This window comes from Saccharothrix isguenensis (genome assembly GCF_052936305.1).
This window is the reverse complement of sequence record NZ_CP193626.1, coordinates 6,497,968-6,522,295: the sequence shown is the minus strand read 5'-3', so window position 1 is coordinate 6,522,295 and position 24,328 is coordinate 6,497,968. Positions and strand designations below refer to the sequence as shown.

The window sequence follows — 24,328 nt, the reverse complement described above, 5'->3', positions numbered from 1 at the left end:
GTCGTCCGGCGCGCGGACGCCGAGGAGCTGGCGATGACAACAGTGTTGGGCGGATCCGGGCCGATCGGGTCCGGGTTGGTCGGGTCCGGGTTGGTCGGGTCCGGGTTGGTCGAGTCCGGACTGGTTCCGGGACTACGCGGTCACGCGGGGAGGGCGGTGAGGTCCGTGCGGTTCGGGAGCGCCCGGTCCTCCGCCCCGGCCCGCACGGACGAGGGACCGGAGGCGTTCGTCGAAGCGGCGGTCCGGGGTGACCGGCGGGCGGTGGAGGACCTGCTGGCCAGGATCCGGCCGGTGATCGTGCGGTACTGCCGGGTCAGGGTCGGTCGTGGCGACCGGTCGTCGGCGTCGGCGGAGGACGTGGCGCAGGAGGTGTGCCTCGCGGTGCTGAAGGCGCTGCCGGGCTACCGCGAGCAGGGCCGGCCGTTCATGGCGTTCGTGTACGGCATCGCCGCGCACAAGGTCGCCGACGCGCACCGCGCCTCCGCCCGCAACCGGGCCGAGTCCGTGCCGGAGCTGCCGGACGGGCCGGGCGCCGAGCCGGGGCCCGAGCAGCGGACGCTGCACAACGAAATGTCCGAGCGGATGGGCCGGCTGCTGGGCGTCCTGCCGGACCGGCAGCGGGAGATCCTGGTGCTGCGGGTCGTCCTCGGCATGTCCGCGGAGGAGACGGCGGACGTCGTCGGCTCCACGCCCGGCGCGGTCCGGGTGGCCCAGCACCGGGCGCTGGCACGCCTGCGCAAGGCGTTGGACGAGGCGTAGTCAGTGCCGCCAGCGGGTCAGCGCGGCGACCTGCTCCGGTGCGCGGTCGGCGAACCGGGCGATCTCGCCGCGCCGCACGTCGGCGATGGTCTCGGCGAACTCCACGCCGAACGCCTCGGTCAGCACCTCGTCCGCCTCGAACGCCGCCACGGCGTCCTCCAGGCACGTCGGCAGGCGCTCGGCGCCGGGGAGCAGGGCCGGGTCGACCGCGACCGGCTCGGGCAGCCGCGCCCGGTCCACGATCCCGGCCAGGCCCGCCGCCATCGTGGCCGCCACCACGAGGTACGGGTTCGCGGTCAGGTCGAAGCACTTGACCCCCAGGTCGCGCCCCGCGACCAGCCGCACCGCCGCCTCCCGGTTCTCCAGGCCCCACACCGCGAACGCGCCCGCCCAGCGCTGCGGCACCAGCCGGAGGTAGCTGGCCACCGACGGGGCGCCGATCGCGCACAGGGCGGGCAGCCGTCGCAGCACACGGCCGCGAACGACTCCGCCTCGTCGGTCAGCCCGAACCAGCTCTCACCGCCGCCGAACAGGTTGCGGCCGTCGCGCCACAGGCTCACGTGCAGGTGACCGCCGTTGCCGACGCCGTCGGCGGTGACGTGCGGCGAGAACGACGCGCGCAGCCCGTGCCGGATCGTGATGGCCCGGATCGTCTCGCGCACCAGCACCGACGTGTCCGCCGCGTGCACCGGGTCCTCGGGCGTGGTGGACAGCTCGAACTGGCCGGGCGCGTACCCGGGGTGGAACTGGAGCACCTCGACGTCCTGCTCGGCCAGCGCGGACAGCAGGTCGGCGCCGTAGTCGGACAGCTCAACCTGCCGGGCGTGGCCGTACCCGGGGCCGGTGGTCGCGGGTCGGAACTCGTCCGTGCCGCCCTCGCCGACGACCCACTCGACCTCGAAGCCCGCCTGGACCTCGTAGCCGTGCACGGTGAGCCGGTCGGCGACCGCACGCGCCAGGCCGCGCTCGTCCTGCGGGTGCGGTTCGCCGTGCTGGTCGAAGCGGTCGGCCGGGGCCCACGCCCAGCCCGGCTGGCCCGCCAGCACGGTGAGCCGGTCCAGGTCCGGGTGCAGCCGCAGGTCGCCGACCGGGCCGCCGGCGTGCCGCCCGGTGATGATCGTGTCGTCCAGCAGGAACACGTCGAACACGGGTGACGCGCCCACGCCGTCCGCGGCGGCCCGGGGCAGGCCCGCGAGCGGCACCGACTTCACCCTCGTGATGCCGCTGTGGTCCACCCAGGTGAGCGCGATCGCCACCACGTCCTGCTCCAGCAGGTCGTCCACCAGCTCGGCGGCCAGCGCGCGTCGGTGTTCCCGCTCGGCTGAGTCCATCTGGCGTGGTTACACCAGGTCACTACTCTTCAACAAGTGGAACCGCTGCTGCCTTGCGTGGCGTCGTCGCGTCTCGTGGACCACCACTGCCACGGGGTGCTGCGGGCCGACGTGGACCGGGACGGCTTCGAGTCGATGCTGACCGAGGCGTCGTCGGTGTCGCCGCTGGGAACGTCCCTGTTCGACTCGTCGCTGGGGCTCGCGGTGCGGCGTTGGTGTGCGCCTCTGCTGGACCTCCCGGTGCTGGCGCCGGCCGACGAGTACCTGGCCCGGCGGCTGTCGCTGGGTGCCGCCGAGGTGAACCGGACGTTCCTCGTGGCGTCGGAGATCTCGATGTTCCTGGTGGACGGAGGGCTGTCGCCGGAGCGGTTGGCCGGGCCGTCCGTCTTCACCCATTCGAGCGAACTTCCGGTCCAGAGGTTGGAGCGGCTGGCCGAGGAGCTCGTGACGGAAGGCGCCGCCGGCTTCCCGGACCGGGTGCGCGCGGCCCTGGCGTCGTCGTCCGCGGTGGCGACGAAGTCGATCGCGGCCTACCGGGTGGGGCTGGCGCTCGACCCGGAGCGCCCGTCGGACGCCTCGGTGGTCGCCGCGGCCGACCGGTGGCTGACGTCCGGGTCGTCCCGGTGCGCGGACGAGGTGATCACCCGCTTCCTGGTGTGGGAGGCGCTGGAACGCGGGTTGCCGGTGCAGTTCCACGTCGGCTACGGGGACGCGGACCTGTCCCTGCGCGACTGCGACCCGCTGCTGCTGACGGACCTGCTCCGGGCGACCGCGGGGCTCGGCGTGCCGGTGATGCTGCTGCACAACTACCCGTTCCACCGCAACGCCGGGTACCTGGCGCAGGTGTTCCCGCACGTGTTCGTGGACGTCGGGCTGGCCACGCACGCGGTGGCGCACCAGGCGAGCCGGGTGCTGGCCGAGGCGCTGGAGGTCGTGCCGTTCGGGAAGGTCCTGTTCTCCACCGACGCCTACGGGCTGGCCGAGCTGTACTACCTGGGCGCGTTGTTCTACCGCCGGGCGCTGTCCGACTTCCTGTCGCACGGCCTGCGGACGCGTGCTCTCGCCCTGGCCGACGCCGAGCGCATCACCAACCTGATCGGGTGGCGGAACGCGCACCGGGCCTACCGGCTGGCGTAGAGTGTCGAACGCTTGTTCGGTTCCTGTTGGGGGTGGTCGTGGGCCGTAGCGCGAACCTGCCGCGCGGTCTGGTCGACCGCTTCCTCGTGCGCGGCGACACCTGGCCGGACGACACCGGCTGCTCGATGCTGCACGTCGACATGGACGCCTTCTACGCGTCGGTCGAGATCCGCGACCAGCCGGAGTTGGCGGGCAAGCCGGTGGTCGTGGGCGGCACGGCGAACCGGGGTGTGGTCGCGGCGGCGAACTACGTGGCCCGCGAGTTCGGCGTGCGGTCGGCCATGCCGATCGCGCACGCCCGCAGGCTCGCGCCGCACGCGGTGTTCGTGGCGCCGAACTTCGCCCGCTACCAGGAGGTCTCGCGCGGCGTGATGTCGATCTTCCGCGACATCACCCCGCTGGTGGAGCCGCTGAGCCTGGACGAGGCGTTCCTGGACGTGAGCGGCGCGCTGAAGCGGATGCGGTCGAGCCCGGCGCGGATCGCCGGGCTGATCAGGGCGCAGGTGGAGGCGGCGCACGGCATCACGTGCTCGGTGGGCGTGGCGCCGACGAAGTTCCTGGCCAAGCTCGCGTCGGGGATGTGCAAGCCGGACGGCGCCATGGTCGTGCCGCGCGCGGAGGTGCTGTCGTTCCTGCACCCGTTGCCGGTGTCGGCGCTGTGGGGCGTGGGGCAGCGGACGGCCGAGCAGCTGGACCGGGTGGGGCTGGAGACGGTGGCCGACGTGGCCGCCACCCCGTTGCCCCGGCTGCGGAAGGTGCTCGGGGTGGCGTTGGCGGAGCACCTGCACGCGCTGGCGCAGGGGCACGACGACCGGCCGGTGGTGCCGTCCACGCGGGAGAAGTCGATCGGCGCGGAGGAGACGTTCGAGGTCGACCACTTCGACCGGGAGCTGCTGCGGCGGGAGCTGCTGCGGCTGGCGGAGCGTTCGACGGCGACCTTGCGCTCGCGGGGGCTGCGCGGCCGGACGGTGTCGATCAAGGTGCGGTTCGCCGACTTCACGACGATCACCAGGTCGAAGACGCTGCGGGTGGCGACGGACGTGACGCACGAGGTGTACCGGACGGCGTCGACCCTGCTGGACGAGCAGGTGCCGCCGGGCGCGGTGCGGCTGATCGGGGTGCGGATCGAGCAGCTGGTGGAGGGCGACGGCGGCGAGCAGCTGATGTTCGACGCGCCGGAGCGCGGGTGGCGTGAGGCGGAGCAGGCGGCGGACCAGGCGCGGTCGAAGTTCGGCAAGGCGGCGATCCGCCCGGCCTCCCTGCTGACCCCAGGCCCGGCCCGCTCGGGCCTGAACGAACCGAAACCCGACCGCCCACCGCCCAGCCCCCAGCCGTGATCGCCCGGATCCTGCCTCCTCGCGTGACCGGGTTCGGGGTGCCGACACCGCGCCGCGCCGTTCGGGTGGTGGCCGGGCTGATCCACACCGCACCGGTCGATCACCCGGCACAGTGGGACCGTGGACCGGTTCTGGGGCCTGCTCAGCCCGGCTGAGCACGACGTGCTCGGCGTGGCGGGCGTCGAGCGCGACTACCCGCCCGGTTCGGTGGTCTGCCACGAGGGAGAGGTCACCGGGCACGTGCTGGTCGTCCGCCGCGGTCTGCTCCGGGTCACCGCCACCACCGCGAACGGCCACGAGAAGGTGCTCGCGGTCCGCGGCCCGGGTGACCTCGTGGGCGAGCGCTCCGCCGTCGACGGCCTGCCGCGCTCGGCGACCGTGCGGGCACTCGGTGCGGTCCGGGCCCTGGTGCTGTCCGCCGCGTCGTTCGCCGCGCTGTGCCAGCGGCACCCCGGCATCGCGTGGGCGGTGCTGATCGTCGTCATGGCCCGGCAGCGCGACACCGACCGCCAGCGGGTCCAGATCAGCGGCACGGCCACCCAGCGCGTCGCCGCCGTCCTGATCGACATGGCGCTGCAACGGGGGATCGCCGACCAGGGCGCCATCGCGCTGAGCCAGGAGGACCTGGCCGGAATCGCGGGCACCTCCCGGGAATCCCTCGTGCGGGTGCTGCGCGCGCTCCGCGAGGAGGGCATCATCAGCACCGGGCGGCGGAAGATCGACATCCACCACGTGGGCCGCCTCTACGACTTCACCAACTGATCTCCCCTTGTGCGTCATCTGACGCGGAACCCGACTGTCACAGCTCGTACAAATGTGACATCAGTCGAGATCAGAGGGGGAGCCATGAACCACAACGAGGAGCCGGCCAAGTCCCGCCGCCAGTTCACCGAACGCCTCGCCTGCACGCTCGTCTTCACCGCCGTCCAGCTGTGGGCGGCCGTCGTGATCATCGTCATGGCCGACGTCGACGGGATGGTGGCGTTCGCCGTCGCCCTCGTGCTGGCCGGCGGTCTGATCGCCGTGCACGACGCCTGGCGCGACGTCCGCTCCGCCCGCCGCGAGCTGGACGTCGAAGTCGGCGAAGACCTCGTGCGCCTCTAGAGACCAAGCGGTGGCCAACGAGGGGTGGCCGCCGTTCGCCGAGGCCTTCCGCAGACGGTCGGGTCTGCGGAAGGCCTCACTTGCTCACCGGGGGTCGTCGGCCGGAGTTGTCCACAGCCCTCGGAGTTGTCCACAGTCGCCGATCTTCACGTCGACCTTCCCTGCCGGACCGTCGATGGTGGACCCCATGCGCACCTCGAACCGGACCACCATCGACCTCGACGCCCTGGGCGGACTCTTCCCGGGCCGCGTCGCCACCGCGTCGGAGCTGCTGAACCTCGGCCTGCCGAGCGAGGAGCTCGGCGTCCGCTGCCGGCCGCACGGCCCGTGGCAGCACCTCCTACCCGGCATCCTGCTCCTGGCCCGGACACCGCCGACCCGCGCGCAACTGGTGCGGGCAGCGCTCCGGTACGGCGGCCCGCGCACGATGCTCACGGGCGTGGACGCGCTCCAGCTGCACGGCATGAGGGCGTTGCCGGCCGCCGGTCCGGTGCAGATCCTGGTCGACCGCCCGGTCGAGCCGACCGCCGAGGTCCGCATCACGCGCGTCCGCCGGCTGCCGGACCCGGTTCTCCGCAAGGGTTTCCTGACGGCCCCGCTCGCCAGGGCGGCGGTCGACGCGGCCGGGGCGCTGTGCCTGCGCGACGACATCCGGATCGTGCTGACGGAGGTGGTCCGCCACGGCGGCGTCCCGGTGGCCGATCTCAGACCGTGGCTGTCGCGTGGTCCGGACCAGGTCCGGCAGGTCCTGGCCGAGCTGGCGGACGGCGTCCGCTCGGTGCCGCAAGCGTGGGCGAGGGCCGTGCTGGACGACGTGCCGCTGCCGAGCCCGCGCTGGGACGTCCCGGTGCGCAGCGCCGAGGGCCGCCCGCTGGGTACCGCCGACGCTTGGTGGGACGACCTCGCCCTGGCGTGGCAGTTCAGCACGCCGACATCCCGGGCGGACCTCCTCGCTGCGGCCGGTGTGGTCGTCCTCCACACACCGCCAAGCCGACTGCGCCGACTCCCGGCGGCGGTGGCACAGGACCTGCTGCGTGCCGCCACCCGGGCCGGTGACCGTCCGAGACCGACGATCAAAGCCGGCGGGCACCGCGTCGGCAGTGGTGCGGATGTCGTCGGCGGGCGGGAAAAGAACCGATCACGAGCCGCCGGTGACGCTGCGCGCACGATCCGGATCGTTCCGCAACCGGTGGTGGCCGGCCGGCTTCGTGATCCCGAAGTCGGTTGCCCAGGGAGTGGTGTGGGTCGGACCCGTGGGCGGGCCTTGTGATGTCCGTCTCGGTTGACAGGTCCGACTTTGTGGCGATCTGGCTCGTGCTGTGGTCGGATGGGCCGCGAAGCAGCCGGTTCGGGTCCGATTCGGGCGTTGTGCGACGTGCGGTGACCGCAGTCCGGCGGTCCAGCCCCGCCGTTCCGCTTGGCACGGGAGTGAACAACCGGGCACGCTGAGCACTTGACAGGCGAACAGGAGGCGGCTTCCGCGACCTCACGGTGGTCTGACCGTTGACCCGTGAGGATGATGGTGACAGAACGAACCGCTTAGGGGCACGGACTGGGTAGTCGGGAAGCCTCCCGAATCGTATCCTGGTTGTGACGCCCCCAGGGCGGGGCGTCCGCCGGGACCGGCGGCAACCGTGAACACCCGGCGCCCGCGACCGCTGTGCCGGAGGAGGAGCCATGCCACTCTCCGAGCACGAGCAGCGACTGCTCGACCAGATCGAGCGCGCGCTCTACGCCGAGGACCCGAAGTTCGCATCCACTGTGCGCGGCGCCAAGCTGCGCAAGCCGTCCCGACGGCGTCGTATCCAAGGCATCGCGTTGTTCGCCGTGGGTGTGGCACTGCTCGTGACGGGTGTGATGTTGCCGAAGCTCGCTGGTATCCCGGTGGTGAGCGTGGTCGGCTTCCTGTTGATGTTCTTCGGCGTACTGCTCACCGTGACGACGTTGCGTCGTGGTGATCAGGGTGCCGAGGAGCCCAGCGAAGAGGGAAGCCGGCCCAGCCGCAGCTCGTTCTCACAGAAGATGGAAGAACGTTTCCGTCGCCGTTTCGAGGACGAGTAGTTCACGCGACAGTCCGACTGAACAACGCACACGGCCCGCCCCGCAACCACCGGGGCGGGCCGTGCGTTGTCTGCACCAAGTCTGCGGGCTCAGCCCTGGAGCCCGGCTCACTTCTGCGGTTGGCTCAGTCCTGAAAGCCGGCTCGCCTCTGCCGGACGGCCCAGCCCTGCTGGACCGGGTTCCTACGGGCCGGGTCTTGCGAGCCGAGCGCTGAGAGCCGGCCGAGTCGTGCGGGTCGAGCCCTGCCGGCCGAGTCCTGGGGGCCGGTTCGATCCCTCGCGTCCCGACCGGCCCACTGGCGCGGCCTTGGTGGTGCGGGTCGCACTGCCAGGCCCGCACTGCCAGGCCCACACTGCCAGGCCCGCACCACCGGGAATCGCTCAGTCCTCCGCGTCGGCTTCGACCGGGGCCTTCGGCTGGAGCACCGACCGGGGCAGGAACTTCGCCTTCAACGCCAGCGGCGCGTTCCGGTTCAGGCTCTGCCGCACGCTGTCCACCGCACCCGGCAACGCCGGGTCCGCCGCCGCCTGCGCGCTGTACCAGGACCGCTCCACCGCGCCGACGACCGCCCGCAGCCCGTTCCGGCCCTGCTCGTCCAGGTTGTGCACCCGCACCAAACGCCGCGCCGCCACCCGCACGGTCTCGGTCGTCGGCACCCGCGTACCCCGGTCCACGGACTCCGCGACCAGTTCCTGCCACGCCGCACCCGCGGCGTCCGGCCCCAGCCCGGCCACCGCCCGCAGCCGCTCCCGCCGCCGCCAGGTCCGCACGACCGCCGGCGCGGCTGCCGCCGAGAGCAGCACCAGCAACACCGCCAACGGCCACGACACCAGCGCCACCACGAGCGCCGACACCACCACCCAAGCCGCCACGGCCGTCGCCGACGCCGCGCGCCGCACCCACGGCGGCTGCCTCTGCCACACCGCCTGCCCCGGCAACCCCTGCCGGTCCGTCCACGACGACCCTCTCGGCCCGGACCCGTCCCGGTTCCGCGACCCGCCGAACAGCACCGGCGCGGTCACCACCAGCGCCACCAGGAATGCCACCAGGAGCGTCGCCAGGTGCCACGTCGGGGTCGGCTCGTCGGCCTGGCCCGTCCCGTCCTCGTTCTGCCCGCCCGGCACGGCCGAAGCGGAGTTGCTGGTGCCCGGCGCCGCCGTCGTGGTCGTGGTCGTCGTCGCGCCGGCGGTGGAACCGTCTTCCTCGTCGTCCGGGTTCAGACCCGAGATGTACGGCGGTGTCACGCCGCGACCGTCGGACAGCGGCGTCGGGTCGAAGACCATCCAGCCGTAGCCGGGGAAGTAGATCTCCACCCACGCGTGCGCGTCCTGCGAGGTGATCGTCTGGTAGTCGCCGGTGGGGAACCCGCCGGTGAAGCCCAGCGCCACCCGCGAGGCCATGCCGACCGACCGGGCCATGATCGCCATCGCGGACGCGTACTGCTCGCAGAACCCCTTCTTGCCCGCGAGCACGAAGTCCGCCAACGCGTCCGCGGAGGTGTTCGTGTCCGACGTCTGCGTCGTGTAGGTGTAGCCCTGCGTGCCATCGGTGAAGTGCCGGTACAGCGCGGTCGCCTGGTCGAACTGGTTGTCGTACCCCGACACGATCTGCCGCGCCAGGTCCGCCACCCGGCTCTCGACGCCGGGCGCCTCCAGGTACTCCGGCTCGACGTCCAACGGGCCGCTCGTCCGCCGCAGCGTGTCCGCCGACGGGGTCTCCAGCACCGTCTCCAGCGTGTACTCGCCGGCCTCGCGGGCGCGGACGCTGTAGACCATGCCGCGCACCTCGTCGTACCGCCAGTTGTCCTCGACGTTCTGGATGGCGCGCGGCCGGCCGTAGACCGGCAGCCAGTTGTCCACCCAGCTCACCGGCTCGATCTTGACGTTGACGACCTTGCCGTCACCCCGGTCGCCCGACTGCACGGGCAGCGCGCCGTTCGCGGGCACGCCCTCCGGCAGGTTCCCGCCGAGCTGCCAGCCCTTGTCCGGCACGTACTCGCGCAGCGTCATCGCCCGCAGGTACGCCGACGTCGGCAGGTCCCGCACCCGGAACAGCTCCCGCGGCGCGCCCTGGTTGAGCATCCCGCGCAGCTCGGTCATCGGGTCGATGCCGAGGCCGCCGGAGCCGCCGCCGATCTGCTCGCCGTTGCCGGGCAGCCGCCCGACCGTGCCGACGAACGCCATGCTCGACCCGGCGACCAGCGCGACCACCACGGCCAGCCCCGCCACCGCGGTCGCCGCCGGCGCCGATCCGCTCTGCCCGCCGCGGGGCAACTTCCCGCGCCACTCCGCGTGCCTGTGCTGCCCGTCCACGGCCAGCAGCAGCGCGAAGGCGCACGCGCCGAACACGAACGTCCACGCCGGCAGCAGCTCGTCGGCCAGCGACGCGGGCACGGCGAACACGCACAGCAGCACCAGCCCCGACGCGGCGGGCGCCTTCGCGCCGACCGCCAGGGTGTCCACCAGGATCGCGACCAGCCCGATCGCCACCATCACCAGGCAGCGCATGGCCTCGCTGTCCGGCACCGGCGGCACCCCGGTCTGCACCTCGACCATCGCCTCGCCGAGCGTCGCCGCCAGGTCCTTCAGCGACTGCGGCCCCGGCAGCACCACCAGCACACCGCTGCGGGTGAAGATCGTCACCAGCACGGACGTCAGCGCCAGCGCCTGGCCCAGCCCCACGACGAGAGCGGGCAGCCGGGCCGACCGCAGCAGCACACCCGCGCCGCCGATCACGGTGATCGCCACGGCCAGGTACACCAGCCACAGCCCGCCGGCGATCACCCCCGACAGCGCTGTCGCCGCGCACAGCGTGGCGAGACCGGCCACCGCGGGTGTCGCGCTCACCACCAGGTTGCCGTTCCTCGGAGCCGCCGTCCTGCCGGTCACCTAGCCCACCTCCGTGCGCACCACGGGGCCGCGGTTGCCCGCGCTGTGGCACAGCTCCTGCCAGACCTGGTCCATCGGCGTCGACGGCCGCGCCACGACCACGCCCCACCCCGCGCCGCTCAGCAACCGCTGGGCTTCCACCGGGTCGGGCGCCGGGTCCTCCGACGCGGACGCCCAGGCCCGGACGTCCATCACCACCGCGAGGCTCCGCGTGCCGCGCGGACGGTTGCGTATCAGCGCGTCCACCACAGCGGGCGTGCTGCCGCCGAGGACGGCGATGACCTCCTGGCCCGCGCCGGGGTCGACACCGGCGGTCGGCTCACGGCGGTGCGACGGCGCCAACGCGGCCAGCGCGTCCAGCACCACGGAGTCGCTGTACCCGCTGTCGCCCTGCCCGCCCGCCAGCACCCGGCCGTCGTCGCCGACGAGCCGCACCCGGTGGCCGTACCGGTGCAGGTGCACGCAGATCGACGCGGCGAGCGACACCGCCCACTCCAGGCTCGCGCCGGGACCGCTGCCCCGGTGCGCGGTCAGCCGGTGGTCCAGCAGCACGGTCGTCCCGCCGCGCCACGGCCGTTCCTCCACGCGCACCATCAGCTCGTCCCGCCGCGCGGTCGAGCGCCAGTGCACCTTCCGCAGGTCGTCACCGTGCCGGTACGGGCGCACCACCGCGTCGTCCTCGCCCTGCCCGGCGCGCAGCCGGATCGAGCCGTCGTCGCCGGAACCCATGCCCGAACCGCTCGGCAACCCGATCAGCTGCACCACCCGCGGCACCACGACCAGTCGGCTGCGGCCCGCCATCTCGCGGTCGTACTCGGCCAGGCCGAACGGATCGGTGATCCGGGCCAGCAGCGGGCCGACCTGCTGCACGCCGCGCATCACCGGCTTCAGCGGGTAGCGCAGCACCGTGACCACGTTGCGCGGCAGCCGTTCCACCACGAAGCGCGGGCGCGCGCCCAGCGCGTACGGCACCGCGTCCTCCAGCAGCAGCCCGCCGGTCGGCAGCCGCCCGGCGCTGCGCAGCTCCACGCGCACGTCGGTGGCCGAACCCACCTGGACCCGGTCGGGGTGCATCATCCGGTTCGCGTGCAGGCCGACGCGGGCCCGTTGCGCCAACCACGCCGCCAACAGCGGCAGAGCGACCACGAACATCGACACGCGCAGGAGGTCGCGCTCGTTGAGCACGACCGCGCACAAACCGGCCGCGAACCCCGCGGCCAACAGGCACCGGCCCCGGGTGGTCAGCCCGGACAGGGCTCCGCGCATGTCAGCGGTGGTTGTTCGGGTTGACGCCGTGCAGGAACTGCCCGGTCGGGTCGAGCGCCGCGTGCGGCACGGGCACCCGCTGGAGCAGGTTCCGCACCAGGTCGGCGGCCGACCGGCGGGCGGCCTGCGCCTCTGCCGTCAGGACCAGTCGGTGCGCGAGCACCGGCACGGCCACCGCGTGGATGTCGTCCGGCACCACGAAGTCCCGGCCCGCCAGCGCGGCCTGCGCCCTGGCCGCCCGCACCAGGTGCAGCGTGGCCCGCGGCGACGCGCCCAGCCGCAGCTCCGGCAGCCGCCGGGTGGAGCCGACGAGTTCCACCGCGTACCGGCGGACCTCCGGCGACAGGTGCACCCGCCGCACCACGTGCACGAGCCTCAGCACCATCTCCGCGTCCGACACCGGCCGCAGCTCGGCCATCGGGTCGTGGCCCGCGTGCTCGTCCACCATGGCCAGCTCGGCCGCCGGGTCCGGGTAGCCGATGGAGATCCGCGAGGTGAACCGGTCGCGCTGGGCCTCGGGCAGGGCGTAGGTGCCCTCCATCTCGATCGGGTTCTGGGTGGCGATCACCATGAACGGCGCGCCGAGCGGGTAGGTCTGCCCGTCGACGGTGACCTGGTGCTCTTCCATGCACTCCAGCAGCGCCGACTGGGTCTTCGGCGAGGCGCGGTTGATCTCGTCGCCCACCACGATGTTCGCGAACACCGGGCCGGGGCGGAACTCGAAGTCGTTGTCCTGCCGGTTGTAGATCGACACACCGGTGATGTCGCTGGGCAGCAGGTCGGGGGTGAACTGGATGCGGCTCACCGTGCAGTCGATCGACCGGGCCAACGCCTTGGCCAGCGACGTCTTGCCGACGCCCGGCACGTCCTCGACCAGCAGGTGCCCCTCGGCGAGCAGCGTGACGAGCGCGACCCGGACCACGTCCGGCTTGCCGACGATGACCCTCTCGACGTTCGCGGCGATCCGGCCGACCACGGCGTGCAGCTCGGCGAGCGCTTCCTCCGACCGGACCGGCACGGTGCTGTTGGTGACAGCGCTCGCGTGCTGGTTGTTGTTGTTCGCGTGATCGGCCGCGGACGCGCTGTTGCCCCCGTAGGAGTGTTCTGGCAGCGCGGCTGGCTGGGTACTCGGAGTCACTCGACCTCCTGGAGCAGGGCGCGGCCCTACCGCGACCGGTTCGCGGTGGCGGTGAGCGTTTCACGCAGTGTGTCAAACCAGGGCAAAGAGCCCCACCCGCATGGGACAGGTTCCGCGCACGGGTTCTGCGGCCCGCGGGCCGGCCGGTTCACCCCACCTCTCCACCATTCCCCACCGGGGCGTCGGCTGAACCGGTTTTGCCCGATTTCGCTGCGCCATCCGAGTGGAGTTCAGGCGTGATCTGCTCACCCGCGGCGGTGGTCACGGCCGGCGTCCCCCACCACGCTCCACGCGAGTCATATTCGCTCTACCTGCGTAAACGTCGAAATGCGCAGCGTGCAACCACCCGTTTCAGCGTTGACTGTGGTGAAAAGTGGGGTACTGTGGCGGCCGGTGGGGCAGACGGGGGCTCCACTGCCGGTCGGAAGTCCGTTCCGGCGTCGGGAGGTGGTTGCCGTGTTCCTGGGCACTCACAACCCGAGGCTGGACGACAAGGGCCGACTGACGCTGCCTGCGAAGTTCCGGGACGCGCTAGCGGGGGGTCTCATGGTCACCAAGGGCCAGGACCACTGCCTCTACGTGTTCCCACGGGCCGAGTTCGAGCAGATGGCGCGCAAGGTCGCGGACGCTCCGTTCACGAACGAGGCGGTTCGGGCCTACCAGCGCTACCTGTTCGCCGGGACCGACGAGCAGCGGCCGGACGGCCAGGGCCGGGTGTCCATCGCACCGGAGCTGCGCCGCTACGCGGGGCTGACCAAGGAGTGCGTGGTCATCGGCGCGATCAACCGGCTGGAGATCTGGGACGCGCAGGCGTGGCAGCGCTACCTCGACGAGCACGAGGACAGCTACGCGACGGCTCGCGAGGAGGTGCTGCCCGGCGTCTTCTAGACCGGCTTGAACGGCCGTTGTTTCGAGGTTTCGGGTGCCGTGAGGCCTCGGTCCGCTCGGCTTTCGGCCCTGGCGCACCTTCCCCGGCGCCAGGTCCGACGGGCGGGCGGGGACCTGACGACACCCGAACTTCTATGTCTTGTGAGGGGGGACCATCCAGGGAGGGGACATGGTGGAGCCAGCGCGGCACGTGCCGGTGCTGCTCGACCGCGTCCTCGATCTGCTGGCCCCCGCGTTGGCCGATCGGGACGCCGTGTTCGTGGACTGCACGCTCGGTCTGGGCGGGCATTCGGAGGCGGTGCTCCGAGCGCACCCGAGGGTGCGCCTGATCGGGCTGGACCGCGATCCGCAGGCCATCGAGCTGTCCCGGCGGCGGTTGGCCCCGTTCGCCGATCGCGTGGACTTCGTGCAGACCACCTACGACGGGATCGCGCAGGCGGTCGGCGGCACGAAGGTCGACGGCATCCTGATGGACCTGGGTGTGTCCTCGCTCCAGTTGGACGCCGAGGAGCGCGGGTTCGCGTACTCCAAGGACTCCCCGCTGGACATGCGGATGAGCGCGGGCACCGGGATGACGGCGGCCGACGTGCTGAACACGTACCCGGTCGAGGAGCTGACCAGGATCCTGCGCGACTACGGCGAGGAGCGGTTCGCCCGCAAGATCGCCGGGGCGGTGGTGCGTGAACGCGAGCGCGAGCCGTTCACGAACAGCGGGCGGCTGGTGGAGCTGCTGTATGCCGTGGTGCCGGCGGCGACCAGGCGGACGGGCGGGCACCCGGCGAAGCGGACGTTCCAGGCGTTGCGCATCGAGGTGAACCAGGAGCTGGAGTCGCTGCGGCTGGCACTGCCCGCCGCGTTGTCGGTGCTGGCCGTGGGCGGCCGGATCGTCGTGGAGGCCTACCAGTCGCTGGAGGACCGGATGGTCAAGCGGGCGTTCACCGCGCTGGCCACGTCCACGTCGCCGCAGGACCTGCCGGTCGAGCTGCCCGGCCACGGACCGCAGCTGCGGCTGGTGACCAGGGGCGCCGAGCAGGCGAACGAGCAGGAGATCGAGGAGAACCCCAGGGCCGCCTCGGTGCGGCTGAGGGCGGCGGAACGCATCCGGGAGGCGACATGACGGCACCGGCGCGGACCGGCCGCGGCGCGCCGTCCCCGGCCCGGTCCGCGAAGCCCCGTGAGCGCGCGCTGAAGGTCGTGCCGACGGATCGTCGTCGGTCGGCCGCGGTGGAGCGCGCCTACGCGCGGCGGGCGCAGCGCGGTTCGGCCCGTGGTCCGGCGGTGACCCGTCAGCCCGTGGTGACGCCCAAGGCGCCGTTCGTGGTGATGGTGATGGTCGTGCTCGGCGTGGGCATCGCGGCGATCATGTGGCTGTCCACGCAGGCGACCGCGGACTCGTACCGGTTGCAGGACGCGCGGGCCGAGGAGACCAGGCTCGCCCGGCAGGTCGAGCAGCTGCGGCAGGAGGTCGCGCTGGCCGAGTCGCCGCTGAGCCTGGCCGACGCCGCGGCGAAGCTGGGGATGCTCCCGGCGGGCGACCCGGCGAGGTTGCGGAAGCTGCCGGACGGGACGATCGAGGTGTACGGCAAGCCGTCCGCGGTCCAGCCGCCACCGCCGCCGACGACTGCCACGCCGCCGGCCGACACACCGCCCCCGGACCAGCAGCCCCCGAACCAGGACCCGGCGCAGACACCGCCCGACCAGGCGGCCTCGCCGCCCGCCCAACCACCGGCGGGGACGGAGCAGGCCGGGTCGGAGCAGGCCGGGCAGCAACCCGCGGAACAGCCGGTACCAGGAGGTCAGTGATGCCGGGGCCCAGCCGAGGCAGGCCGGCTCGACGCCCGTTGTCCGTCCGGGGGCCCACCCCCAAACGACGGCGAAGCAACAGCCGGGTCCGCCTCACGGTCGGTCGGCTGCTGCTGGTGGGCGCGCTGGTCGCCGCGGGCGTCAAGCTCGTGCACGTGCAGGGCTTCCAGGCCGAGGCGCTGTCCGCGAAGGCCCAGCGGCAGCGTGCCACGCCCATCGACATCCCGGCCGCGCGCGGTTCGATCCTCGACCGCAACGGCAAGCAGTTGGCGTTCAGCGTCGAAGCGCGCGCCCTCTACGCCGTGCCGCAGCTGATGCGCCAGAAGTGGGCCGAGGAGCTGGAGGCCAAACCGCAGATCGGCAGCTTCGAGGACCGGGTCGCGGACATCGCGGAGTTCATCGAGCAGACGCTGGGCCGTGAGGTCAACGGCCAGAAGACCGACCGGGACACGATCTTCGCCAAGCTCGTCAAGGACACCACCTACATCGAGCTGGTCGACGACGTCGACCCGGGCAAGGCCGCCGTCATCTCGGGGAAGTACAACGAGATCGGCTCCGAGTACCGGGCCGTGCGGGTGTACCCGAACGGCGAGCTGGCGTCGAACATCGTCGGCGCCGCGAACTGGCGCAAGGACAAGGACCCGCCCGCCACGCAGGGCCTGCTGGGCTTGGAGAACGCACAGGACAACCTCCTCGCCGGGCGCAACGGGCGGCGGGTCGTGGACACGATGCAGGGCAACGACGACGTGGTCATCCCGGGGCCGGGGCGGTCGCGCGAACTGGCCGCCGCCACACCGGGCAAGAGCCTCGAACTGACGCTGGACGTGGACACGCAGTACGCGTTGCAGCGCATGGTGACGGAGTACACGGCAAGGTCGGGGGCGCGCAACGGGTCCGCGGTGGTGCTCGACAGCCGGACCGGCGAGATCCTCGCGATGGCGAACGACAAGACGTTCGACCCGTACGACTTCGGCAAGGCCACCGAGGACCAGTTGCGCAACATCGCGGTCACGTCGGTGTTCGAGCCCGGTTCGGTGAACAAGATCGTGACCGCGGCGACGGCCGTCGAGGACGGCGTCTACCAACCGGACAGCGTGCTCCAGGTGGACGGCAGGATCAAGGTCGCCGACCGGGTGATCGCGGACGCGTGGACCCACGGTCGGCTGGACATGACGTTCACCGGCGTGTTCGCGAAGTCGTCCAACGTCGGCACGCTGATGGCGGCGCAGAAGATCGGGCCGGACCGGTACTACGAGATGCTGCGGAAGTTCGGGCTGGGGGAGCGGACCAAGTCCGGGCTGCCCGGCGAGGAGTCGGGGTTCGTGCCGCCGCTCAACCAGTGGTCCGGGTCCACGTTCGGCAACCTGCCGATCGGGCAGGGGCTGAACATGACCCTGCTCCAGATGACCGGGATGTACCAGGCGATCGCGAACGACGGCGTGCGCATCCCGCCGCGGATCGTGCGGGCCGAGGTGTCGGTCGACGGCGGGCGCAAGGAGGTCGGGCCGCCGCAGAGCGAGCGGGTCGTGTCGCCGCAGACGGCGAAGACGGTGCGGGAGATGTTCCGGGCGGTGGTGCAGAACGCGCCGGGGCAGACCGGGACCGGGCCGGCGGCGGCGCTGCCGGGCTACCAGGTCAGCGGGAAGACGGGGACGGCGCAGCAGATCGACGCGAAGTGCGGGTGCTACAGCAACACGCAGCACTGGATCACGTTCGCCGGCATCCTGCCCGCCGACAACCCGCGGTTCGTGGTCGGCATCATGCTGGACAACCCGACCGTGGGCCCCCAGTCCGCCGCGCCGCTGTTCCGCGAGATCGCCTCGTACCTGTCGCAGCGCTACCAGGTGCCGTTGTCCCCGGAGCAGAGCCCGATCGTGCCGCTGGTGCACTGAGCGCCGTCCGTCGCAGTGGCGTCGCGTCACTCTCCCGTCTGAGAACTTCGTTCCGAGGGGTTGGGTGGGGTGAATCCGAGTATGGATGTCGATGACCTGGTCCGGCGATGCAAGGACGGGCGCGTCGCGAGGTCCGACATCGCCGATGTCGCCCGGCTGTTGTCGAGTCGTCGCGACGACGAGCGTGCATATCAGCTGCTTCACGTCCTCGCCCGATCGTCCGCGACCGAGTACGAGGAACTGGCCGCCATCTTCCTGGACTTCCCGGAGAACCCGATGGTGTCCAGGTTGGCCTTGCAGGCACTGTGCACCTTCTGGGGCTTGACCGGGAAGTACGTCGACGAGGTCCGACGTTTCGTCGACCGAGTTCCTCGGGATTGCCTGGGTGATGTCCGGCAGGGCGCGATTTCCGCGGCCGGTGAGCACCTGCCGGCGCATACCGACTGCGCGTTGCTCAAAGGGCTGTTGGCCATCGGAAGAGTTGAAGATCCGACTTCGGTCGAGCGTCGGGTCGCACTCGAAGCGCTCGCACGTGCGCTTGGCGAGCCTCTTTCGGACACTCTGCGCGCCGGCGGTGCGAATCGGGAGCAGTGGGCCGCGGACGTTCTGGTGCCAGGTCGACCGTGACGCTTCGGGTGCCTTCTTCGTGATCACCTCGACGGGGTGTCGGCGCGGTGGGCCAGTCGGAACTGTTCGCGATGCTCCTGCTCCGAAATCCGGTCCGGGGTGGACGTGCCGGGCGACCACTCTCCGTACGCCGGTAGCCTTCCGCGCGTGCCTGCCAAGCTAGGGGGCAAGGTCGCGACCGCTCCGCCTCGCCCTTCCCGCACCCAGCCCGTTGCCGTGTCCGAACTCGCCACGACGGTCGACGCGCACCTGACCGCTCCCGACCGGGCACATGTCCAGGTCGGAGGCGTGACGCTGCGCGCTCAGCACGTCCGACCGGGAGACCTGTTCGCCGCACTGCCGGGCACACGCGTGCACGGTGCCGACTTCGCCGCCCAAGCCGTCGAGAACGGCGCGGTGGCGGTGCTGACCGACGCGCGGGGGGCGGAGAAGGTGCAAGGGGTGCCCGTGCTCGTGCACCCGGACCCGCGCGCCGTCCTCGGACACCTCGCCTCCCGCGTCTACGGCCACCCGTCCACCAAGCTGAACGTGTGGGGTGTGACCGGGACGTCCGGCAAGACCACCACCGGCTACATGATCGAGTCGGCGCTCCGCGCGGCCGGTCGCGCCACCGGGCTCATCGGCACGGTCGAGACGCGCGTCGCCGGCACCCGGCTGGACAGCGCCCTCACCACCCCCGAGGCCCCTGACCTGCAAGCGCTGCTGGCCGTGATGCTCGAGTGCGGCACCACGGACGTCACCATGGAGGTCTCCAGCCACGCGCTGCGCCTGGGCCGGGTCGGCGGCGTCGGGTTCGCCATCGGCGCGTTCACCAACCTCTCCCAGGACCACCTGGACTTCCACCCGGACATGGAGGACTACTTCCGGACCAAGGCCGAGCTGTTCGACGGCCGGGCCCGCACCGAAGTGGTCTGCGTGGACGGCGACTGGGGTCCCCGGCTGGTCAAGGACCACACCATCACGGTCGCCACGGCGGAAGCGGCCGACTGGACGTCCGCCGACGTCACCGTGTCCGCGACCGGCGAGCAGGCGTTCACCGCGCACGGCCCGGACGGCATCACGATCGACGTCGAGCTCAGCCTCCCCGGCGACTTCAACGTCGCGAACGCCCTGCTCGCCATCGCCTGCCTGCACTCCCAGGGCGTCCCGGCGGAAGCCATTCGGGAAGGCCTCAGGAACGTCCAGGTCCCCGGCCGGATGCAGCGCATCGACGAAGGCCAGGACTTCACCGCCGTCGTGGACTACTCGCACAAGCCCGCCGCCGTCGCGCTCGCCCTCCAGGCCGTCCGCGCCCGCGCCACCGGGCGGATCATCACCGTCCTGGGCTGCGGCGGTGACCGGGACACGGCCAAGCGGCCCCTCATGGGCGAGGAAGCCGCCCGGCGCAGCGACGTCCTGGTCGTCACCGACGACAACCCGCGCAGCGAGGACCCGGCGCGGATCCGGGCGGCGATGCTGGGCGGCGCGCTGGCCGTGCCGGACGGTGAACGCGGCGAGGTCGTGGAGATCGGCGACCGCCGCCGGGCCATCGAGCACGCCGTGTCCCTCGCGCGTACCGGCGACGTCGTCGTGATCGCCGGCAAGGGCCATGAGACCGGCCAGGAGGTCGCGGGCGTCGTGCACCCGTTCTCCGACGTGGACGCACTGACGAACGCGATCCGGGGAGCCGTCAAGTGATCAAGCTGAGCCTCGCCGAGATCGCCGAGGCCGTCGGCGGCAGGCTGCACAACGCCACCGGCGCCGAGGTGGTCACCGGCACCGTCGAGTTCGACACCCGCGAGATCACGGCCGGCGGACTGTTCGTGGCGCTGCCAGGTGAGCGCGTCGACGGCCACGACTTCGCCGCCCAGGCCGTTGCGCGGGGTGCGGTCGGCGTGCTGGCCGGACGCGAGGTCGACGCGCCCGCCGTCATCGCGCCCGCCGTCGAGCAGTCCTCGGGCAACGCGTACGTGCTGTCCGGCGACACGGACGGCGCGGGCGCGGCGGTCCTCGCGGCACTGGCCAAGCTCGCCCGCCACGTCACGGACCGGCTGGAAGACCTGACCGTGATCGGCGTGACGGGCTCGTCCGGCAAGACGTCCACCAAGGACCTCATCGCCCAGGTCCTCGCCCCGCTCGGCCCGACCATCGCGCCGCCCGGCTCGTTCAACAACGAGCTGGGCCACCCGTGGACGGCCCTGCGCGTGGACGAGACCACCCGGTTCCTGGTGCTGGAGCTCAGTGCCCGGGGCGTCGGGCACATCGCCGAGCTGTGCCGGATCGCCCCGCCGCGCGTCGGCGCCGTGCTGAACGTCGGCAGCGCCCACGTCGGCGAGTTCGGCTCGCGCCAGGGCATCGCCCAGGCCAAGGGCGAGCTGGTCGAGGCGCTGCCCGAGGACGGCATCGCGGTCCTGAACGCCGACGACCCGCTCGTCGCGGGCATGGCCCCGCGCACCAAGGCCCGCGTCGTGCTGACGGGTGAGAACCCCCAGGCCCACGTCCGCGCCACGAACGTCGAGCTGGACGAGCAGGCCCGCGCCCGCTTCACGCTGGTCACGCCGAAGGGCGAGGCGGCCGTCCGGCTCGCCGTCCACGGACCGCACCAGGTCGGCAACGCCCTCACCGCCGCCGCGATCGCCCTCGAACTCGGCGCGACCCCGGAGCAGATCGCGCAGAGCCTCGGCAAAGCCGAACGGGTCTCCGCGCATCGCATGGCGGTCTCCGAACGTCCTGACGGTGTGACGATCGTCAACGACGCGTACAACGCGAACCCGGAGTCGGTGCGAGCGGCGCTGAAGTCGCTCGCCACCATCTCCAGGGCCACCGCGCCCGCCCGCCGGAGCTGGGCGGTGCTGGGCCCGATGGCCGAACTGGGTGCGGACTCGGTCCGCGCGCACGACGAGATCGGACGGCTCGCGGTCCGCTTGGACATCAACAAGCTGGTCGTGGTCGGTCAGGACGCCCGCGCGATGCAGCAAGGGGCGCACCTGGAAGGATCATGGGGAGAAGAAGCGATTTTGGTGCCCGACGTGACGGCGGCCGTCGAGCTGCTGCGCGACCAGGTGCGGCCCGGTGACGTCGTCCTGGTGAAGGCATCCAACTCATACGGCCTGTGGCGGGTTGCCGAGGCTCTCCTGGAGGCGGTCAGCAAGTGAAGAGCATCCTCATCGCGGCGGCCATCGCGCTGATCGCGTCGATCATGCTGACGCCGTACCTGATCAAGGTCTTCTCCCGGCAGGGCTTCGGCCAGGAGATCCGCGAAGAGGGCCCGCAGAGCCACAAGACCAAGCGCGGCACGCCCACCATGGGTGGCGTCGCGATCCTGGTCGCCATGTGGGCGGGCTACCTGGGCTCGCACCTGGTGAACTCCATGTCGGCGTCCGCGCAGGACCAGACGCCCAGCGCGTCCGGCCTGCTGGTGCTGATGCTGACCACGTCGCTCGGCCTGGTGGGCTTCCTCGACGACTTCATCAAGATCCGCAAGCAGCGCAACCTGGGGCTGAACAAGACCGCGAAGCTGGTCGGCCAGTTCCTCGCCACGATCATCTTCGCCGTGCTGGTCATCCAGTTCCCGAACAAGGACGGGCTGACCCCCGCGTCGGTGAACCTGTCGTTCGTGCGCGACATCACCGTGGTGTCGTTCGGCGTCGTGGGTTTCGTGGTGTTCTGCTACGCCGCGATCAGCGCCTGGTCGAACGCGGTGAACCTGACCGACGGCCTGGACGGCCTGGCCGGCGGCACGTCCGCGATGGTGCTCGGCACCTACGTGGTGATCAGCTTCTGGCAGTTCCGCTACAACTGCTCCAACTTGCTCGTGGCCGGCTGCTACGACGTGCGCGACCCGCTGGACCTGGCGGTGGTGGCCGCCGCCGCGATGGCCGGCTGCATCGGCTTCCTGTGGTGGAACGCCGCTCCCGCCAAGATCTTCATGGGTGACACGGGCTCGCTCGCGCTGGGCGGTCTGGTCGCCGGTCTGGCCATCACCACCCGCACCGAGCTGCTGATGGTCGTCATCGGCGGTCTGTTCGTGGTCGAGGCGCTGTCGGTGGTGCTGCAGGTGGCGGTCTTCCGCACGTCCCGGCGGCGGCTGTTCCGGATGGCGCCCTTCCACCACCACTTCGAACTCGCCGGGTGGGCCGAAACCACGGTGATCATCCGGTTCTGGCTGCTCGCGGGCATGTGCTGCATGCTCGGGCTCGGCCTGTTCTACAGCGAGTGGCTGACCGCGGTCGAGAGCTGACCATGGGCTTCCTCTCAGGTCGTCACGTCCTGGTCGCCGGTGCCGGCGTGACCGGCAGGTCCGCGGCGGAGGCGTTGCTGGCGGCGGACGCCGTGGTCACCGTGACCGATGGTTCGGCCGACAACCTCACCGCGCTGGAACAGCTCCTGCCCGGCGTGGCGCTGGTGCCCGGGTTGGACGCTCCGCCGCCGGGGACCGACCTGGTCGTGACCAGCCCCGGCTGGCGCCCGTCCAGCCCGCTGCTGGTGGCGGCTGCGGCGGCGGGCGTCGAGGTGATCGGCGAGGTCGAGCTGGCCTGGCGGATGGGCTTGGAACTGGCCGACCCGCCGACGTGGCTCGCGGTGACCGGGACGAACGGCAAGACGACCACGGTCGGGATGCTGGAGTCGATCCTGCGCGCGGCGGGGCTCGACGCGGTCGCGTGCGGCAACGTCGGGTTGCCGGTGGTGGACGCGTTGCTGGCCGGGCGTCGGGTGCTGGCGGTGGAGCTGTCGAGCTTCCAGCTGCACTGGTCGCCGTCCGTGCGGCCGTTCGCCGGGGTGCTGCTGAACCTGGCCGAGGACCACTTGGACTGGCACGGGACGTTCGAGGCGTACGCGGCGGCGAAGGCCGGTGTGCTGACCGGCGAGGTCGGGATCGGCGGGGTGGACGACCCGGTGGTGGCGAGTCTCCTGGCGCGGGCGCCGGCGCGGGCGCACATCGGGTTCACGCTGGGGTCGCCGGAGGAAGGGCAGCTCGGGGTCCACGACGGGCAGTTGGTGGACCGGGCGTTCGGGGCCTCGGACACGGTGTTGCTGCCGGCCGCCGATGTCCGGCCCGGTGGGCCGCCCGGGATCGCCGATGCGCTGGCGGCGGCGGCTTTGGCCCGTGCGCACGGCGTTCCGGCTCCGGCGGTGGCGCGCGGGCTGCGGGAGTTCCGGCCGGGGGCGCACCGGGCGGTGCTGGTGGCGACGGACGGTGGGGTTTCGTACGTCAACGACTCGAAGGCCACCAATCCCCACGCGGCGGCGGCGTCGTTGCGGTCGCACGAGAGCGTGGTGTGGGTGGCCGGAGGGATGCTCAAGGGTGCGTCGGTGGACGAGTTGGTGCGCGCGGAAGGGCATCGGCTGCGCGGGGCGGTGTTGATCGGGGCGGACCGCGAGGTGATCGCTTCGGCGTTGGCCCGGTACGCGCCGTCGGTGCCGGTGGCGGTGCTGGACGACGCCTCCGCTTCCGCTGCGATGGAGAACGCCGTGCGCGCCGCTCGTTCGATGGCGCAGCCCGGCGACGCGGTCGTGCTGGCCCCGACGGCGGCGTCGCTGGACATGTTCAACGACTACGCCCATCGCGGGCAGGCGTTCACCGAGGCCGTGCTGAAGCTGGTCGGTCAACGGGAGCGGGACCGCTGACCGACGTCGGGGTAGATGCTGTCCGGGTCCTTCAGGTACTCGTGGGCGGCGTCGACCACCGGGCACGGCCAGGGGGTGGTGAGTGCGTCGAGCTGTCGGTCTGGCGCAAGAGCAGTCGGAGCAACGGCACCGGTGCCTGCGTGGAGGTCGCCTCGGCGGCCGACGCGTTCCGCGTCCGTGACAGCAAGAACGTGACCGGCCCGACCCTGTCCTTCACCGACCGCTCGATGACCGCGTTCCTGGCCACGGCCAAGCGCGGTGCCCTCGACCACGCTTGATTCGGTAGCCGCCGCGCTCCGGAACGTCCTTGACCTGGTCGACCGGATCACCTCAGCCCTGGGGGAGTCGTCAGACCTGCTGGACGACGTCCACACCGACCTGGCCACCGCCACAGCGGGCACCACCCAACCAGAGGTGGAGCAGGTCGTCGGCATCTTCGCCCAGGCGAGTCAGGACAACACCGACCCCTCGTCCCGGACCACCAGGTAGT

21 protein-coding genes and 1 pseudogene are annotated in these 24,328 nt (G+C 72.1%); 18 read left to right on the top strand and 4 right to left on the bottom strand.

Going from position 1 to position 24,328, the window contains the following annotated elements:
- Positions 1-165: 165 nt before the first annotated feature.
- On the top strand, positions 166-759 hold the full coding sequence (locus ACRAKI_RS29095; RefSeq protein WP_447003680.1) for a sigma-70 family RNA polymerase sigma factor: 594 nt from the start codon (positions 166-168) through the stop codon (positions 757-759).
- On the opposite strand, the pseudogene ACRAKI_RS29090 reads toward ACRAKI_RS29095, so the two are convergent.
- Positions 760-2,090 (bottom strand): annotated as a pseudogene (locus tag ACRAKI_RS29090) (glutamine synthetase). It abuts the gene before it with no gap.
- Positions 2,091-2,126: 36 nt separating this feature from the next.
- On the opposite strand from ACRAKI_RS29090, the gene ACRAKI_RS29085 reads away from it, so the two are divergent.
- The 6 genes from ACRAKI_RS29085 (at position 2,127) to ACRAKI_RS29060 (ending at position 7,729) form a co-directional block, all read left to right on the top strand.
- A complete protein-coding gene (locus tag ACRAKI_RS29085; RefSeq protein ID WP_447003679.1) occupies positions 2,127-3,227 on the top strand; it encodes an amidohydrolase family protein in 1,101 nt (366 codons plus the stop codon).
- A 38-nt stretch (positions 3,228-3,265) separates the two neighbouring features.
- On the top strand, positions 3,266-4,564 hold the full coding sequence (locus ACRAKI_RS29080; protein WP_447003678.1) for a DNA polymerase IV: 1,299 nt from the start codon (positions 3,266-3,268) through the stop codon (positions 4,562-4,564).
- A 120-nt stretch (positions 4,565-4,684) separates the two neighbouring features.
- Positions 4,685-5,326, top strand: a complete 642-nt coding sequence (locus ACRAKI_RS29075) for a Crp/Fnr family transcriptional regulator (protein WP_447003677.1) — start codon at positions 4,685-4,687, stop codon at positions 5,324-5,326.
- Between the two features lie 84 nt (positions 5,327-5,410).
- Positions 5,411-5,668, top strand: coding sequence for a hypothetical protein (locus tag ACRAKI_RS29070; RefSeq protein WP_447003676.1), 258 nt, complete (start codon positions 5,411-5,413; stop codon positions 5,666-5,668).
- A 187-nt stretch (positions 5,669-5,855) separates the two neighbouring features.
- Positions 5,856-6,938, top strand: a complete 1,083-nt coding sequence (locus ACRAKI_RS29065) for a hypothetical protein (protein WP_447003675.1) — start codon at positions 5,856-5,858, stop codon at positions 6,936-6,938.
- Between the two features lie 407 nt (positions 6,939-7,345).
- On the top strand, positions 7,346-7,729 hold the full coding sequence (locus ACRAKI_RS29060) for a DUF3040 domain-containing protein (RefSeq protein ID WP_033437744.1): 384 nt from the start codon (positions 7,346-7,348) through the stop codon (positions 7,727-7,729).
- A 380-nt stretch (positions 7,730-8,109) separates the two neighbouring features.
- Here the strand turns inward: ACRAKI_RS29060 and ACRAKI_RS29055 are convergent, their stop codons facing one another.
- From ACRAKI_RS29055 to ACRAKI_RS29045, 3 genes are read right to left on the bottom strand one after another with little or no spacing between them, the layout of a single operon-like run.
- Positions 8,110-10,617: a transglutaminase family protein gene (locus ACRAKI_RS29055; RefSeq protein ID WP_447003674.1), complete on the bottom strand. Its 2,508-nt coding sequence runs from the start codon at positions 10,615-10,617 to the stop codon at positions 8,110-8,112.
- Entirely contained in the window at positions 10,618-11,883 is a 1,266-nt protein-coding gene (locus ACRAKI_RS29050; RefSeq protein ID WP_447003673.1) for a DUF58 domain-containing protein, read from the bottom strand. It abuts the gene before it with no gap.
- Position 11,884: 1 nt separating this feature from the next.
- A complete protein-coding gene (locus ACRAKI_RS29045) occupies positions 11,885-13,021 on the bottom strand; it encodes an AAA family ATPase (RefSeq protein WP_447003672.1) in 1,137 nt (378 codons plus the stop codon).
- A gap of 456 nt (positions 13,022-13,477) precedes the next feature.
- On the opposite strand from ACRAKI_RS29045, the gene mraZ reads away from it, so the two are divergent.
- From mraZ to ACRAKI_RS28990, 11 genes are all read left to right on the top strand, one after another.
- On the top strand, positions 13,478-13,909 hold the full coding sequence (gene mraZ, locus ACRAKI_RS29040) for a division/cell wall cluster transcriptional repressor MraZ (protein WP_447003671.1): 432 nt from the start codon (positions 13,478-13,480) through the stop codon (positions 13,907-13,909).
- A gap of 169 nt (positions 13,910-14,078) precedes the next feature.
- Positions 14,079-15,026, top strand: a complete 948-nt coding sequence (gene rsmH / locus ACRAKI_RS29035; protein WP_447003670.1) for a 16S rRNA (cytosine(1402)-N(4))-methyltransferase RsmH — start codon at positions 14,079-14,081, stop codon at positions 15,024-15,026.
- The gene (locus ACRAKI_RS29030) at positions 15,023-15,712 is read left to right on the top strand and encodes a hypothetical protein (protein WP_447003669.1); all 690 of its coding nucleotides are present in this window, start codon (positions 15,023-15,025) and stop codon (positions 15,710-15,712) included. The genes rsmH and ACRAKI_RS29030 overlap by 4 nt, the downstream gene beginning before the upstream one ends.
- Positions 15,712-17,604, top strand: a complete 1,893-nt coding sequence (locus tag ACRAKI_RS29025) for a peptidoglycan D,D-transpeptidase FtsI family protein (protein WP_447003668.1) — start codon at positions 15,712-15,714, stop codon at positions 17,602-17,604. Before ACRAKI_RS29030 ends, ACRAKI_RS29025 begins: the two co-directional genes overlap by 1 nt.
- A gap of 81 nt (positions 17,605-17,685) precedes the next feature.
- A complete protein-coding gene (locus ACRAKI_RS29020) occupies positions 17,686-18,231 on the top strand; it encodes a hypothetical protein (RefSeq protein ID WP_447003667.1) in 546 nt (181 codons plus the stop codon).
- 147 nt (positions 18,232-18,378) lie between these two features.
- Positions 18,379-19,908 (top strand): UDP-N-acetylmuramoyl-L-alanyl-D-glutamate--2,6-diaminopimelate ligase, encoded by a 1,530-nt coding sequence (locus ACRAKI_RS29015; protein ID WP_447003666.1) that lies wholly within the window; start codon positions 18,379-18,381, stop codon positions 19,906-19,908.
- Positions 19,905-21,365 carry a UDP-N-acetylmuramoyl-tripeptide--D-alanyl-D-alanine ligase gene (locus ACRAKI_RS29010; protein WP_447003665.1) on the top strand — a complete coding sequence of 487 codons (1,461 nt, stop codon included), beginning with the start codon at positions 19,905-19,907 and terminating at the stop codon, positions 21,363-21,365. The genes ACRAKI_RS29015 and ACRAKI_RS29010 overlap by 4 nt, the downstream gene beginning before the upstream one ends.
- Positions 21,362-22,450 (top strand): phospho-N-acetylmuramoyl-pentapeptide-transferase, encoded by a 1,089-nt coding sequence (gene mraY / locus ACRAKI_RS29005; protein WP_447003664.1) that lies wholly within the window; start codon positions 21,362-21,364, stop codon positions 22,448-22,450. Before ACRAKI_RS29010 ends, mraY begins: the two co-directional genes overlap by 4 nt.
- Before the next feature lie 2 nt (positions 22,451-22,452).
- A complete protein-coding gene (gene murD, locus ACRAKI_RS29000; protein WP_447008548.1) occupies positions 22,453-23,838 on the top strand; it encodes a UDP-N-acetylmuramoyl-L-alanine--D-glutamate ligase in 1,386 nt (461 codons plus the stop codon).
- A 41-nt stretch (positions 23,839-23,879) separates the two neighbouring features.
- Complete coding sequence (locus ACRAKI_RS28995; protein ID WP_447003663.1) at positions 23,880-24,116, top strand: DUF397 domain-containing protein; 237 nt, start codon at positions 23,880-23,882, stop codon at positions 24,114-24,116.
- On the top strand, positions 24,097-24,327 hold the full coding sequence (locus ACRAKI_RS28990) for a hypothetical protein (protein ID WP_447003662.1): 231 nt from the start codon (positions 24,097-24,099) through the stop codon (positions 24,325-24,327). The genes ACRAKI_RS28995 and ACRAKI_RS28990 overlap by 20 nt, the downstream gene beginning before the upstream one ends.
- Position 24,328 lies beyond the last annotated feature (1 nt).

Bases quoted from the DNA above. Each gene is read 5' to 3' on its own strand.
- ACRAKI_RS29070 (WP_447003676.1), top strand. From the start codon at position 5,411: ATGAACCACAACGAGGAGCCGGCCAAGTCCCGCCGCCAGTTCACCGAA.
- ACRAKI_RS29065 (WP_447003675.1), top strand. From the start codon at position 5,856: ATGCGCACCTCGAACCGGACCACCATCGACCTCGACGCCCTGGGCGGA.
- ACRAKI_RS29060 (WP_033437744.1), top strand. From the start codon at position 7,346: ATGCCACTCTCCGAGCACGAGCAGCGACTGCTCGACCAGATCGAGCGC.
- ACRAKI_RS29050 (WP_447003673.1), bottom strand. From the start codon at position 11,883: ATGCGCGGAGCCCTGTCCGGGCTGACCACCCGGGGCCGGTGCCTGTTG.
- rsmH (WP_447003670.1), top strand. From the start codon at position 14,079: ATGGTGGAGCCAGCGCGGCACGTGCCGGTGCTGCTCGACCGCGTCCTC.
- ACRAKI_RS29030 (WP_447003669.1), top strand. From the start codon at position 15,023: ATGACGGCACCGGCGCGGACCGGCCGCGGCGCGCCGTCCCCGGCCCGG.
- ACRAKI_RS29025 (WP_447003668.1), top strand. From the start codon at position 15,712: ATGCCGGGGCCCAGCCGAGGCAGGCCGGCTCGACGCCCGTTGTCCGTC.
- ACRAKI_RS29020 (WP_447003667.1), top strand. From the start codon at position 17,686: ATGGATGTCGATGACCTGGTCCGGCGATGCAAGGACGGGCGCGTCGCG.
- murD (WP_447008548.1), top strand. From the start codon at position 22,453: ATGGGCTTCCTCTCAGGTCGTCACGTCCTGGTCGCCGGTGCCGGCGTG.